The sequence below is a fragment of the Oceanicola sp. S124 genome, assembly GCF_000220565.1.
GTDB lineage: Bacteria > Pseudomonadota > Alphaproteobacteria > Rhodobacterales > Rhodobacteraceae > Pseudooceanicola.
Genome location: NZ_AFPM01000308.1, coordinates 19,902 through 32,313, shown reverse-complemented (window position 1 = coordinate 32,313; position 12,412 = coordinate 19,902). Strand labels below are relative to the sequence as shown.

Sequence of the window (12,412 nt, the reverse complement as noted above, 5' to 3'; positions counted from 1 at the left end):
CACTGCTCGTCTCCTCGGCCTATGGCTGGCCGTTCTCTCTGCCGCGATGGTCCAGGTTGGCCCGGATCCGCCGCCAAGTCGCCTCTTTCCCGCGAGGTTACAGGAGCTTGGCTGCAAAAGCCAGTCTCTCGGGCCTCGGCCATACGTCGGTGTCACGTCACCGCCCGCAACTGTTGCCGCGGCGCCGCGGTGCCCGATCGCAGGGCGTCGTAGGGATCGTCCTCGGCCAGCATCATGTCGACCACCTGGCGCAGCAGCTGGCGGCGCGAGCGCGCAGCGTAGAAGCCCCCGGCGACCTGGCTGGTTTCCAGCAGGAAGCGCCGGTAGTCCTTGTAGGCCGCGCCATCGGGGCGGCGGGCGCCGGCGAAGAACTCGGGCAGGGGCTGGTCCGAGACGAACTCGGGCTTGTCGTAGACCGCCTTGCCGAATGTTTTCAAGGGGATGCCCCGGTAGAGCACCTGCTGGGCGGCGGTTGAATTCACCGTGACGGCCGAGCGCGCATCGGCCAGAAGCTGGGCCAGCTTGCCGCCGCGCACCCAGTGGATGCGCCCCTCAAGGCCCAGCTCGCGCGCCAGCCGGGCGAGTTCACGCCGGATCGGCACCCGGCCGTCCTCCAGCGGATGCGCCTTGAAGACCAGGTGATGGTGGCGCGGCGCGCCCTCGGCGAAGCCCCGCATCACCACGCCCAGGAAGTCTTCCATCGAGGCGAAGGGGGAGTGGTCGCGGAACGAGGCGTCATGCGCCAGTTGCAGCAGGACCACGTGGTAGGGGAAGCCGCCCCGCCGGATCCGCCGCGAGGCCAGCCAGCGCGTCACCGTGGTGACCGGCATGCTTACGAGGCGACGCAGGTAGAGCTGGAATTCCCGCGCCACGCCGATGCTGCGATGCGGGCGGAAGTTGCGATAGCCGCGATTGGCGCACATCACCAGCCAGTGGTAGAGCGCGCCGTAGAAGACATGTTCGCGCATGTCGCCCCAACGGGCCGGGGGCAGGGGGGCATCCATGTCCGACAGCGCCAGCGCGGCGCGCATTTCGGCCAGGTCCATCTGCATCAGGCGCGAGTGGCCGTTGGCCCCGCCGCGTTCGTAGGTGATCCAGTAGGGGCGCAGGTAGCCTTCCTCGAAGACATGCACCCGCAGGCCGCGGGCGCTGGCAAGCGCGACGGCCTCGGCATGGATCGGGCGGGTATCGCCGTAGAGCACCAGGTCGGTGACGGTCTTTTCCTCCAGCAGCGCGTCCAGGCGGGCGGGCCAGTCCGCGGGGGCGTCGCGGTAGGGCAGGAAGCTGGCGCGCTCGGGCCAGAAGGCGGCATCGCCGGCGTTGAAGCCGACGCGCCAGCAGGTGGCGCCCGCCAGCCGCAGGGCGCGGGCCAGCTGGTGGAAGAAAGGTCCATGCGGTCCCTGCAGGAACAGGAAGACCCGTGTCTCTGGCGCCATGTGTTGCATCCGTCCCGTCCGGGTGTCCCGACCCGGTGTCTCTCGCATATTGCGGAGATATGGCTAGCCCGTCAAACCGGCGGAAATGGGGCCCTGCCGCGGCGCAGGGCGGGCAGGGCCGCCTGCCGTCTTGCACCGGCCCGCGCAGCGCGCTACGCCGGGGCAACGTCACCGCCACGGCAAGGAGGGTGCGCATGTTCACCGGCATCATCACCGACATGGGCGAGGTCAGGTCGCTTCAGCACCGCGGCGACCTGCTGGCGCGCATCGGCTGTCACTACGACATGGCGGACGTCGACCTCGGTGCCTCGATCGCCTGCGACGGCGTCTGTCTGACCGTCATCGCGACCGGCGCCGACTGGTTCGATGTCGAGATCAGCGCCGAGACCCTGTCGAAGACCAACCTCGACACCTGGGCCGAGGGCCGCACCGTCAACCTGGAGCGCGCCCTGAAGGTCGGGGACGAGCTGGGCGGGCATATCGTCTCGGGCCATGTCGATGGCGTGGCCGAGCTGGTCTCGTTGCAGGACGAGGGCGACAGCACCCGCATGACCTTCCGCGCCCCCGAGGCGCTCGCGAAGTTCATCGCGCCCAAGGGCTCGATCGCGCTGAACGGCACCTCGCTGACGGTGAACGAGGTCGAGGGTGCGGCCTTCGGCGTCAACGTGATCCCGCATACCAAGTCCGTCACCACCTGGGTCCGTGTCGCCGAGGGCGACCGCATCAACCTGGAAGTCGACACCATGGCCCGCTACGTGGCCCGCCTGCAGGAATTCGCTTGAGCGAGGGAGGCGCCGAAGGGGGCAGGCCCTGGGCCGGCATCGGCCACAACCAGGGCCCCTCGATGGATGCCGGGCGACAGTTCCGCATCCATGCCTGGACACGTGCGCAGGCCAGCCACCGCGAGGCCCGCATCCCCGTCGCCATCCACCGGATGCGCATCGCCCGCGCGAAGGAACTGGGCCTGTCCTATGCCGATTACTGCCGTATCCGTGCCACCTCGGGGCGTGATGTGGCCGGGTTCCTGATTTCCTCGAACGCCCTCGGGGTACATTCCAACGCGGCCCCCGTGGCGCCCCGGATCTCTGAAAAGCTTCTGTCGCTGCGCCATGTGCTGCGCATCGGGCTGGCACAGCCGCCGCTGGATCCGCGCCTGCTGCTGGAACGCGTCGCAGGCCTGGACCTGGCCTTTCCTGCGCCACCGCTGCTCGGCAGTTTCCCCGAGATCCGCGCCGCCCTGGCCCGCGCCCAGGGTCGTCTGCCCGCCGCCGGGCTTGTGGCGATCACCGCCCTTGGACTGGAGCAGGAATGGCTTGCCGCCGGCGGCCTTGGCGGCGCGCTGCCCGCCGAGGCGCTCTTTGCCTGAGTGGTGCGGGGCTGCGCCGTGACCGCGGATGGAGCCTCGCATCGTGCATTTTCGCACAGGCCTCCACAGCCTTCGCCGCTGCGTTTTACTGGCCTTTCCCCTGCGCCTGCGATATGGCCGCAAAAAACATCAGGAGTGAGTGATGAGCGATAGCGCCGCCTATGAAGCCAAGGGCCCGGTCGAGCAGAGCTGGTCCGATGCGATCTCCTCCATCGAGGAGATCATCGAGGACGCCCGCAACGGCCGCATGTTCATCCTCGTCGATCACGAGGACCGCGAGAACGAGGGCGACCTGGTGATCCCGGCGCAGATGGCGACCCCCGAGGCAATCAACTTCATGGCCACCCACGGGCGCGGCCTGATCTGCCTGTCGCTGACCGGCGACCGTGTCGACCAGTTGGGCCTGCCGCTGATGTCGTCGCAGAACTCGTCGCGTCACGAGACCAACTTCACCGTCTCCATCGAGGCCCGCGAGGGTGTGTCGACCGGCATTTCCGCCCATGACCGGGCCCGCACCGTGGCCGTGGCCATCGACGCGGGCAAGGGCGCGCAGGACATCGCCACCCCCGGCCACGTCTTCCCGCTGCGGGCCCGCGAGGGCGGCGTGCTGGTGCGTGCCGGCCATACCGAAGCGGCTGTCGACGTCTCGCGGCTGGCCGGCCTCAACCCCTCGGGCGTGATCTGCGAGATCATGAACGAGGACGGCACCATGGCCCGTCTGCCCGAGCTGATCGCCTTCGCCCAGCACCACAACCTGAAGATCGGCACGATCTCGGACCTGATCGCCTACCGCCGCCGCAACGACAACCTCGTGCGGGTCGAGAAGGAAGAGACCGTCCAGACCGAGTTCGGCGGCGAATGGGCCTTGAAGATCTACGTCGATGAAACCCAGGGCGCCGAGCATATCGTCATGATCAAGGGCGATATCACGGGCGAGGAACCCGTGCTGGTGCGGATGCACGCGCTGGATCCGCTGCGCGACGTGGCCGGTGTCTGCTCGGCCGGGCGCGCGAACGAGTTCCGCGATGCCATGCGGCTGATCGCCGAAGAGGGGCGCGGCGTGGTCGTGCTGCTGCGTGACCTGCACATGAAGCTGGTCAGCGGAGAGGAGGTCTCGCCGCAGACCCTGCGCCAGTATGGCCTGGGCGCGCAGATCCTGACCACGCTCGGCCTGTCCAAGCTGGTGCTGCTGACCAACTCGCCGCAGCCCAACGTGGTGGGTCTGGATGCCTACGGGCTGGAAATCACCGGCACCCGCCGGATCGCGGAATAGGAGGGGGCCATGGCCGGTTCCGAACAGCACTACACCCTGCCGCGCGGCAGTTTCACCAAGCCTGCCAAGGTTTTGATCGTTGTCGCGCCCTATTACAAGGACATCGCCGACCAGCTGATCGAAGGCGCCCGTGCCGAGATCGAAGCCTGGGGGGCGACCCATGAGCTGATCGAGGTGCCCGGTGCGCTCGAGGTGCCGACCGCCATCGCCATGGCCGGACGCATGGGCGATTACGACGCCTATGTCGCCCTCGGCTGCGTCATTCGCGGCGAGACGACCCATTACGACACGGTCTGCAATGACAGTTCGCGCGGGATCACCCTGCTGGGCCTGCAGGGGCTCTGCATCGGCAATGGCATCCTGACCGTCGAGAACCGCGACCAGGCCCTGGCCCGTGCCCGCGTGGCCGAGCAGAACAAGGGGGGCGGCGCTGCCGCTGCGGCCTTGCATCTTGTCGCGCTTTCGCGCAAATGGGGCGCTTCGAAAAGCGGCGTGGGATTCCTGCCCGCCACAGACGAGGCCAGCCTCTCCGGCAAGGCCTGACTGCCAGCAGAAAAGACGCCCGAAATGAGTGACGAGACCCCGACCCCTGCCGCGCCCCTTTCGGGCAACCAGAAGCGCAAGATGCGCTCTGCCTCGCGTCTCTACGCGGTGCAGGCGCTCTACCAGCTTGAGCTGGGCGGGCAATCCGTCGACCGGGTCATCGTCGAGTTCGAGGACCACCGCTTCGGCGCCTCCTACGAAGAGGGCGAGTTCCAGGAAGGCGACGTCGAGCTGTTCCGCAAGACGCTGCGTGACGCGGTCAACTGGCAGGCCAAGATCGACCAGATGACCGACCGGGCGCTGGTGGCGAAATGGCCGCTGGGTCGCATCGACACCACCCTGCGGGCGCTCTTCCGCGCCGCCGGGGCCGAGCTGGTCGAGGGCGAGGCGCCGCCGAAGGTGGTGATCGTCGAATATGTCGACGTGGCCAAGGCCTTCTTCCCCGAGGGCAAGGAATCCAAGTTCGTCAACGCCGTGCTGGACCACATGGCGCGCGAGGCCAAGCCCGAGGCCTTCTGACCTCTAACCGATTGCATTCACGATGAAATCCACGCGCTGGCCGAGGCTTGCGCGGGGTATCTCCACCACCTCGTGGTCGAGGGCGGGATAGAGCTGCGCAAGCCTTTCATGCTCTGCAATCGCCTCGGCCAGCCCATGCGGGCGGGTGGCGTCAGTGACGTGGATCTGCGGCCAGGGCGGTGTCAGAAAGACCCTCTCCGCGTAGCAGCGCCGCGCCAGCAGCGGATCCGTTGCGGCCTTTTCGGGCGCGCCTCGGGCCTGCCAGCGCGCGGCAACCGCATCGACCAGCCCGCGATCGAAGAAGACCGGGCCGGGCAGGGCGCGGGCAAGGTCCAGATCCTCCAGCGCGAGGGTGATGGCGGCCTCGGCGAAAGCGGCCAGGTCGTTCCAGGGCAGGCGGGGGCTGTCCGGGTCGCGCTCTGCCTCGACGATCCGCCGACCCGGTTCCGGCACAACCTGCGCGCCCCGTTGGCGCAGCGCCTCCAGCAGGGTCGACTTTCCGCCGCCGGAGCAGCCTGAAATGACGTGGAAATTTCGCATGGTCTCGCAGTCCTCGCCCGCGACAACGGGTCTTCTGGCCGGCAGCGGGTGAGTCGGGGTATCCTCGGGCCATTCACGGAGGTTCCCATGCCCAAGCTTGTCCGTCTCTACATCACCCAATGCCTGATCGGTTTCGGGATTTCCGCGGTGTTCACCGCGGGTCTGATCTATTTCGATGTCATGGGATTGCAGCGGCTCGTCCTCGGCTCGTCCGACGGGCTGCTTGGCGCCCTCCTGATCTTCTTCTCGAACGGGATCGTCTTTGCCGGGGTGCAGTTCGCCATCTCGGTGATGCGCCTGCAGGAGGACGACAGGCCGCACGGCGGCACCCGCCTGCCGTTGCTGGCCCAGCCTGTCCGCGTCGAAGCGCGGGTGAAGAAGGGCTGACAAGCCATTCATCTTGCCGGGCAAATTCGGGGAAGTGGCGGGCCCGCACGCAACCGTTTGGTTGACGCATTCCCGAGGACCTGATGATCAGGTGGGCGCCAGGTAACCGGACCACGGCCCAGACAGAGCCAGCTCCCTCGGATTTGCTTAAGGCCACCGGAATGTAACCGTTCACGAGAAGGGCAGCACCCGCCGATCCCTCACCTAGGCGCTTGCATGGGACTCGGCAAGGGGATCGCGTGCAATTTGCCTGATTTAGCCGGCCTCGGTCAGCAGGGCGAAATCGGTCAGCTCGTCCCGGGTCAGCAGGTAGATCTCGTCCGGCGGGGTCATCAGGGCGGGGCCCATCAGGCGCGGGTCGACGCCCATTTCGTCGAGGTAACGCATGACAAGCCCCTGGCCGCGCTGGATATCCGACACGGCGGTGAAGGCGGGCAGCAGGGTGTTTTCGCCGAAATAATGCTGGTGGACGCCGATCTTTGCGCCCTCGTCGGCGCTGCGGGTCACGCCCGCCGCCAGCAGGTAGGGGCAGGCCGAAAGGCAGATGGCGCCGTCCTCCATGTCCGTCGCCAGGCCCGCCGCGCGCAGGGCCCGTCCCAGCTCCAGCGCGTCCTGGACCGAGCCGCCGGGACTGTCGAGGAAGACCACTCCCGGCCGCGCCTCGCCTTCGCGCGATCCGATCTGGCGGGCGATGCGGGCGCCGTCGCCCGGCGCGATGCCGCCCGACAGGTGCCAGGCGCCGTCGCGTTCGGTCAGCACCAGCCGCTCGGGCATGGGGCCCGAGGGGGCGACACCGGGCCCGGCGGGGCGGGTCGGCTCGAAGCGGCGGGTCTGGTCGCCGGGCGCGGTCGGCTGGTCGAAGCCCGGCGCATCGGCGCCCCGGCGCGGCCAGACAAAGCCCTCTCCCAGGTCACCGAGGAACAGCAGCAGCGCCAGCAAAACCTGGAAGCCCAGCACCCCCGTCAGGGCGCGGCGCAGGGTAATCCCTTCGGACGGCTCAGACATCCGGCGCCCCCTCGCGCGTGGCGCTGACCCGGCCCTCGGCCAGGGCCTCGTCGACGTCGCGCGCCGCCGCCAGTGCGGCCCGCAGTTCCGAGACCGTCATCCGGTCTTCGATCGGCACCGCCTCGCGGCCCGAGCGGATGGCGCCTTGGGTCACCGCGAGGATCAGCACCATGACTGCCGGCAGCAGGTCGATGGCGATGGCGCCGGCCCAGGAGGGCACGAAGTTGCCGGCGTAGCGGATCACCGCATCAGCGGGCGAAAGGGGGGTATAGGTGATCTCGGCCGGGGCGGGCAGGGCGATGACCTGGGCGGCGGCGCTCTCCAGCGTGGTGGCGCGCTGCGCCAGCACGTCGAGCACCGAGGCGATGGTCGTGCCCTGCGCGAGGCGCGAGGTCTCGCTGCCGCCGTCCAGTTCCGGCAGCACCACCGAGGCCGTCAGGTCCTGCGCCGCGCGTTCCACCAGCGGCGCCACCGAGAGCTGGCGCAGCCGCGCGATCAGCCCGGCAAGCTGCACGGCTTCCTCGGAGAACTCTACCGCGCGGGTTTCGACGGGGCCGGGCTCTACCGTCAGGGCGCGCATCCGGCTGAGGATCGCGTTGCCCTCGGTGAAGGCCGCATCGACCAGCGGCGACTGGGCGGCGATCTGCTGTTCCAGCGCCGAAAGCTCTTCGGACTTCTGGCGCAGCACGCGGAAGACCGCGCCGCGACCGGCCAGCCCCGAGAGCCCGCCCGAGGCTTCCTGTTCCGACAGATCGGCGAAGCTCTGCTGAACCCGCGCCACGTCGCGTTGCAGTCCCTGGGCGGCCAGGGCGTTCTCGTTGGCGCGCTCCAGCGCCGCCTGGTAGTCCTGCACGGTCTCGGCCAGGTGCTGCTCTACCGCCGCGCCGCCCGCCAGCGCGGCGGCGTTCAGCCAGGAGGACATGGCGACGATGGCCAGCGATCCCAGCCCCATGGCGGCCAGCAGCCCGGCGCGTGACCGGGCCGAGCGCATGGCCGGGAAAAGCCGCATCAGGTAGGACCAGAAGACGAAGATCCCGGTCGAGACGGCGACGGAATAGGCGATGGCGGCAAAGGCCTGCATGGCGCCGTCGCCATCCAGCAGCGATTGCACGCCAAGGTAGGTATAGATCCCCGAGGCCACCGCCAGCACGCCGAGGGCCGCGCCGGTGAAGGTGTCGAGGATGCCGAGGTGCCCCTCGAGCTCGTGCACCATGCGGGCGCGGGGATCGGGCTGAGCTGGCCTGCTGTGTTCGACCTTGTCGCGATCATCGGTTCTGTCGTTCACGTGAGTCCCGCCCCTTCTGGCCTGCGCATCCGGGGAACATAGGCGTCCCCCCGCCGGGGACCAAAGGGGGTTGCGCATGTTCATGGAATGTTCAGAATGAACCCATGCCCGTGACCCCGCTTGCCCCAGAACCTCTTGCCCCCCAGCCCGGCCAGCTGATCGCCCGGGGCGTCTGCCGCCTGCTGCTGTCGCATGGCTTCACCCCGCTCGAGGAATTCGTGCCCGAGCGCGGCAAGCGCGTCGATGTCATTGGCCTGGGGCCGAAAGGCGAAATCTGGGTGGTCGAGTGCAAGAGCTCTCGTGCCGACTTCATGTCGGATGGCAAGTGGCAGGGCTACCTGGACTGGTGCGACCGCTTCTTCTGGGCCGTCGATCAGGACTTCCCGGTCGAGCTGCTGCCCGAGGAGAGTGGCCTCATCATCGCCGACGCCTATGGCGGCGAGGTGGTGCGGATGCCGGCGGAAAGCAAGCTGGCCGGCGCCCGGCGCAAGTCGATGACGCAGAAGTTCGCCCGCGATGCGGCACGGCGCCTGCAGGCGCTGCGCGATCCCCGGGTCTGAGGCCGCTCAGCGGCGCTTCTTGCCGCCCGCCTGAGAGGCTGCCGCTGCGGCGGCGCGGATTTCCTCGGCGATTTCCAGCGCCTCGTCGGGTTCGAAATCCATCGGGATCTCGGTGCCGCCAGCCTCGATGAAGAGACGCACCATGCCCGCGTCGGTGGGGCCGATCTGCAGGTTCGCCTCGATGTCGCGTTCAGTATCGATACCCATGGAGCCCTCCGGAAATGACTGCGGATCGTTACCCCGGGGGCGGGGCGATTGGCAAGAGGTGCCGGGGGGCAGGGCAGGGCGCTTTGCGGCGGAAATGAGACCTCAGGGGCATAATCACGGGGCTGCGCCACAATTTTGCCGTATTTTCGCTGGATAAGAGTCTAAACGCGATACGCAGAGCCTGCCGGGCCTTCCCTCGGTTCCGCCAGTCTCGGAAGATCCAGCCCGGACCGTCCGGGCCTTGTCCCAGACGCCACCTTCGGATGCTCTCCCGAAGGTGGCGTTTCCCTTTTCGGGGGACCGAACAGCGGGGTCGATTTTGTGCGATTGGCCCCTTGCATTCGCCCGCCCCTCTGGGTAGATGAGCCTCCACGTGCCGCCTTAGCTCAGTTGGTTAGAGCGCTGGATTGTGGATCCAGAGGTCCCCCGTTCAAGCCGGGGAGGCGGTACCACTCCCCCCATGATCTCTACTTCTTTGTCGTCGGGTCCCCTTCGCCGTGGTGGTATTGCCTCGTCCGGGGCCTGCCGCCCACGAACGCGCCAAGGGCCGCTCGTTCGCAGCACGCTCCCAGGCAGCCCGGCAGGGGCGCAACGCACTCTCCTGTCACGCCGGAGGCGGGCGGTTCCGCCATTTGCGTCCAGGCCCATCCTCTTTCCGAGCGCAAAACGGTCCCTGTCGACAGGGGGTCGCGCAGACGCGATGGCGCGCAGCGGGCGGCGACCCTCTCAGGCTGTCAGGACAGTCTGGCATCCGGCAGGCTTGGTGGCTGACCGATGACCCTGCAGATGCTCGGCGAGCAGTGCGGCGCAGCCGAGTGGCTGTCCGCGTAGGCGGCGCTGCGAGCGGTGGTGTTGCGGGCCGAGGGCGCAGTTTCTGCTCCGACGGTGATCTGGGTTGGATGAAGGAGCAGGCCGCGTAGGATCGGCAGGGCAAGCTTGACGGGGCGTTGACGCTGGCGCTGGTGCTTGGGTCCTGGAATGCGCTGCCGCAGCCGCCCTGGCGGACTGCTGGGAAGCCGAGGAAGTCATGCCGGGAATCGCGGCCTTCTGCGACCGACGGCAGCTGCCCTGGAGGGGCGCGGCGAGGGGCGGCGCGACGGGGCGGCCCGTGGCAGTGGGCAACGGCTCGGCGACGGCGCTCAGGATTTCAGGACCGCCACGGCCTGCTCTGCCGCCTGGATCTTGGATGTCGCATCGGGGCGCCGCTGGATGGCAAGGATAAACAGCAGGTCCGCCATGGCAAGCTGCGCATCGCGGCTGGCGATGGCCGACGAGCGGACCTTGTCCTCGTCCGCGACCAGGAACAGCTGGATATCGGCCAGGCCCGACAGGCGGTTCGGATGCATCCCGGTCAGGCTGATCAGCGTCGCCCCGCGCGCCTTCGCGGCCTCGGCGATCTGCACCGTCTCGATGCTGGCCCCGGAATAGGACAGGGCCAGGATCACGTCGCCCTCGCGCAGGGTCGAGGTATTGGCGATCTGGATGTGGCTGTCGGCGTCGAAGAGCACGAAGCACCCCAGCTTCTGCAGCTTGTAGGTGAAGTCCCGCGCCACGAGGCTCGAGGCGCCGACCCCGACAAGCTGCACCCGCCGCGCCGTGAGGATGGCATCGAGGGCGCGGCGCAGGGCGGGCTCTCCGTTGACCTGGATCGACTGCTGGATCGCATTCATCTTGGACCCGATCAGCTTCTGGATCGTGCTCTGATAGCTGTCGGAGCTTTCGATGGTGCCATGCACCATGTCCGAGGGCGTGGGCCAGCTTTGCGCCGTGGCCTGGCTGACGGCGATCTTGAAGTCCTGGTAGCCGCGATATCCCAGCTTCTGGCACAGCTTCACCACCCCGGACTGGCTGCGCCCGGTGGCCTTGGCCAGCCCGGCCGAAGACAGCTGCACCACCTTCTCGGGGCTGGCCAGAACGTATTCCGCGATCTCGCGCTCCCCGGCGGTGAAACCGGGAAGCTGGGCTTTGAGGACGGTGAGGACCGACATCCTGATCTCCTTCCAGCCCGGTTCGCGGGCAGTGCACGGGGTGGCCGGACAGAGCCGTCCGGGGCGGGGCGGCGGCCCCGGCAACCTGTCGCAGGGCGCAGGATAGCCGGGCAAACCGCCGAATTCACGACGTTTTTCCGGTGCGGTGCGGGTGATTGCCGGGCCCGACGGTGACCGGGGATCTGCTCAGCTTCGCCGGAAGGAATAAAATATGCAAAGCATAGTTTGACATGGGGAATAAAAAATTCCAGCTTGTGAGAAAGCAGGTCGAGGACGCCGGGTGAATCAGTGACCACCAGAATTGATACCGATGCCGTTGCCGCGCTGCGGGGTCTCGTCTCCGAGGGGCGCAACCCCCGCACGCAGCAGATCGACCGCCTGCCGGTCGCCGAGATGCTGGCCCTGATCAATTCCGAGGACGCCCATGTGGCTGCCGCCGTGCAGACCGAACTGCCCGCCATCGCCCAGACCGTGACCCACGTCGAGGCCGCCTTCCGCGACGGCGGGCGGCTGGTCTACATCGGGGCAGGGACCTCGGGGCGGCTCGGGGTGCTGGACGCCTCGGAATGCCCGCCGACCTTCTCGGTCGATCCTGGCATGGTGGTGGGCATCATCGCCGGGGGGGACATCGCCCTGCGCGACGCGGTCGAAGGCGCCGAGGATGACCGGGCACAGGGCGCCGAAGACCTGCGCGCCATATCCCTGACCGACCGGGATGTCGTTGTCGGCATCGCCGTCAGCGGCAAGACGCCCTACGTGCTGGGCGCGCTCGATTACGCGCGGGATCTCGGCGCGGTGACCGTGGCGCTGACCTGCAACCCGGGGTCCGCGATCACCCGCCACGCCGAGATCGCCATCGCGCCCATGGTCGGCCCCGAGGTGCTGACCGGCTCGACCCGGCTGAAGTCGGGGACCGCGCAGAAGATGGTGCTGAACATGATCAGCACCGGCGCGATGATCCGCATCGGCAAGACCTACGAGAACCTGATGGTCGACCTGAGGGTCTCGAACCTGAAGCTGCGCACGCGGGCCGTCGGCATCCTGTGCGAAACCACCGGCATCGCCCCCGAAGAGGCGGACCGGCTGCTGGAACAGGCAGGCAATGACGTCAAGCTTGCCCTCTTCATGCAGATGACCGGGCTTGACCCGGAAACCTCGGCGGCCCGCTTGCGGGCCTCGGGCGGAGTGCTGAGGCAGGCCATCGACGGGACGACAAGGACAGACGGGCAGCCCGCCAAAGACGGGCACCCCAAGACAGACGCTGAATAACCGGGCCGCGAGAGGCGCCCGGACACCCAACCTG

Annotated in this window: 14 protein-coding genes and 1 tRNA gene; 9 read left to right on the top strand and 6 right to left on the bottom strand. The window is 68.3% G+C overall.

The genetic code is table 11. From position 1 onward, the window contains the following. Nucleotides 1-152 precede the first annotated feature (152 nt). Nucleotides 153-1,436, bottom strand: a complete 1,284-nt coding sequence (locus OS124_RS0121005; RefSeq protein WP_010141958.1) for a capsular biosynthesis protein — start codon at nt 1,434-1,436, stop codon at nt 153-155. Between the two features lie 194 nt (nt 1,437-1,630). Here OS124_RS0121005 and OS124_RS0121000 point away from each other — a divergent pair, with 194 nt between their 5' ends. From OS124_RS0121000 to nusB, 5 genes are all read left to right on the top strand, one after another. After that, complete coding sequence (locus OS124_RS0121000) at nt 1,631-2,218, top strand: riboflavin synthase (RefSeq protein ID WP_010141957.1); 588 nt, start codon at nt 1,631-1,633, stop codon at nt 2,216-2,218. Continuing rightward, nucleotides 2,215-2,802: a hypothetical protein gene (locus tag OS124_RS0120995; protein ID WP_010141956.1), complete on the top strand. Its 588-nt coding sequence runs from the start codon at nt 2,215-2,217 to the stop codon at nt 2,800-2,802. Before OS124_RS0121000 ends, OS124_RS0120995 begins: the two co-directional genes overlap by 4 nt. Nucleotides 2,803-2,944: 142 nt before the next feature. Further along, complete coding sequence (ribB, locus tag OS124_RS0120990) at nt 2,945-4,075, top strand: 3,4-dihydroxy-2-butanone-4-phosphate synthase (protein ID WP_010141955.1); 1,131 nt, start codon at nt 2,945-2,947, stop codon at nt 4,073-4,075. A gap of 9 nt (nt 4,076-4,084) precedes the next feature. Further along, nucleotides 4,085-4,618, top strand: coding sequence for a 6,7-dimethyl-8-ribityllumazine synthase (locus OS124_RS0120985; protein ID WP_010141954.1), 534 nt, complete (start codon nt 4,085-4,087; stop codon nt 4,616-4,618). Between the two features lie 24 nt (nt 4,619-4,642). Then, on the top strand, nt 4,643-5,137 hold the full coding sequence (gene nusB, locus OS124_RS0120980; protein WP_010141953.1) for a transcription antitermination factor NusB: 495 nt from the start codon (nt 4,643-4,645) through the stop codon (nt 5,135-5,137). Between the two features lie 3 nt (nt 5,138-5,140). Here the strand turns inward: nusB and OS124_RS0120975 are convergent, their stop codons facing one another. Further along, nucleotides 5,141-5,677 carry an AAA family ATPase gene (locus OS124_RS0120975; protein ID WP_010141952.1) on the bottom strand — a complete coding sequence of 179 codons (537 nt, stop codon included), beginning with the start codon at nt 5,675-5,677 and terminating at the stop codon, nt 5,141-5,143. An 87-nt stretch (nt 5,678-5,764) separates the two neighbouring features. Here OS124_RS0120975 and OS124_RS0120970 point away from each other — a divergent pair, with 87 nt between their 5' ends. After that, a complete protein-coding gene (locus tag OS124_RS0120970) occupies nt 5,765-6,064 on the top strand; it encodes a hypothetical protein (protein ID WP_010141950.1) in 300 nt (99 codons plus the stop codon). A 255-nt stretch (nt 6,065-6,319) separates the two neighbouring features. Here OS124_RS0120970 and OS124_RS0120965 read toward each other — a convergent pair whose 3' ends face one another. Together OS124_RS0120965 and OS124_RS0120960 are read right to left on the bottom strand one after the other, a co-directional pair. Beyond that, on the bottom strand, nt 6,320-7,069 hold the full coding sequence (locus tag OS124_RS0120965) for a hypothetical protein (protein ID WP_010141949.1): 750 nt from the start codon (nt 7,067-7,069) through the stop codon (nt 6,320-6,322). After that, nucleotides 7,062-8,282, bottom strand: coding sequence for a hypothetical protein (locus OS124_RS0120960; protein ID WP_040607720.1), 1,221 nt, complete (start codon nt 8,280-8,282; stop codon nt 7,062-7,064). The genes OS124_RS0120965 and OS124_RS0120960 overlap by 8 nt, the downstream gene beginning before the upstream one ends. Nucleotides 8,283-8,458: 176 nt before the next feature. On the opposite strand from OS124_RS0120960, the gene OS124_RS0120955 reads away from it, so the two are divergent. Further along, entirely contained in the window at nt 8,459-8,914 is a 456-nt protein-coding gene (locus tag OS124_RS0120955) for an MmcB family DNA repair protein (RefSeq protein WP_010141947.1), read from the top strand. Nucleotides 8,915-8,920: 6 nt separating this feature from the next. Here OS124_RS0120955 and OS124_RS0120950 read toward each other — a convergent pair whose 3' ends face one another. Then, nucleotides 8,921-9,121 (bottom strand): DUF6324 family protein, encoded by a 201-nt coding sequence (locus OS124_RS0120950; protein ID WP_010141946.1) that lies wholly within the window; start codon nt 9,119-9,121, stop codon nt 8,921-8,923. Between the two features lie 375 nt (nt 9,122-9,496). Between OS124_RS0120950 and OS124_RS0120945 the strand changes: the two genes are divergently transcribed. Continuing rightward, nucleotides 9,497-9,573, top strand: a tRNA-His gene (locus tag OS124_RS0120945). 687 nt (nt 9,574-10,260) lie between these two features. On the opposite strand, the gene OS124_RS0120940 is transcribed toward OS124_RS0120945, so the two are convergent. Further along, entirely contained in the window at nt 10,261-11,109 is an 849-nt protein-coding gene (locus OS124_RS0120940; protein ID WP_010141945.1) for a MurR/RpiR family transcriptional regulator, read from the bottom strand. Nucleotides 11,110-11,397: 288 nt separating this feature from the next. Here OS124_RS0120940 and murQ point away from each other — a divergent pair, with 288 nt between their 5' ends. Beyond that, a complete protein-coding gene (murQ, locus tag OS124_RS0120935) occupies nt 11,398-12,378 on the top strand; it encodes an N-acetylmuramic acid 6-phosphate etherase (RefSeq protein WP_010141944.1) in 981 nt (326 codons plus the stop codon). The last annotated feature ends 34 nt before the right edge of the window (nt 12,379-12,412 follow it).

Bases quoted from the DNA above. Each gene is read 5' to 3' on its own strand.
- OS124_RS0121005 (WP_010141958.1), bottom strand. From the start codon at position 1,436: ATGGCGCCAGAGACACGGGTCTTCCTGTTCCTGCAGGGACCGCATGGA.
- nusB (WP_010141953.1), top strand. From the start codon at position 4,643: ATGAGTGACGAGACCCCGACCCCTGCCGCGCCCCTTTCGGGCAACCAG.
- ribB (WP_010141955.1), top strand. From the start codon at position 2,945: ATGAGCGATAGCGCCGCCTATGAAGCCAAGGGCCCGGTCGAGCAGAGC.
- OS124_RS0120965 (WP_010141949.1), bottom strand. From the start codon at position 7,069: ATGTCTGAGCCGTCCGAAGGGATTACCCTGCGCCGCGCCCTGACGGGG.
- OS124_RS0121000 (WP_010141957.1), top strand. From the start codon at position 1,631: ATGTTCACCGGCATCATCACCGACATGGGCGAGGTCAGGTCGCTTCAG.
- OS124_RS0120960 (WP_040607720.1), bottom strand. From the start codon at position 8,282: ATGGTGCACGAGCTCGAGGGGCACCTCGGCATCCTCGACACCTTCACC.
- OS124_RS0120985 (WP_010141954.1), top strand. From the start codon at position 4,085: ATGGCCGGTTCCGAACAGCACTACACCCTGCCGCGCGGCAGTTTCACC.
- OS124_RS0120975 (WP_010141952.1), bottom strand. From the start codon at position 5,677: ATGCGAAATTTCCACGTCATTTCAGGCTGCTCCGGCGGCGGAAAGTCG.
- OS124_RS0120950 (WP_010141946.1), bottom strand. From the start codon at position 9,121: ATGGGTATCGATACTGAACGCGACATCGAGGCGAACCTGCAGATCGGC.
- OS124_RS0120955 (WP_010141947.1), top strand. From the start codon at position 8,459: ATGCCCGTGACCCCGCTTGCCCCAGAACCTCTTGCCCCCCAGCCCGGC.
- OS124_RS0120940 (WP_010141945.1), bottom strand. From the start codon at position 11,109: ATGTCGGTCCTCACCGTCCTCAAAGCCCAGCTTCCCGGTTTCACCGCC.
- OS124_RS0120970 (WP_010141950.1), top strand. From the start codon at position 5,765: ATGCCCAAGCTTGTCCGTCTCTACATCACCCAATGCCTGATCGGTTTC.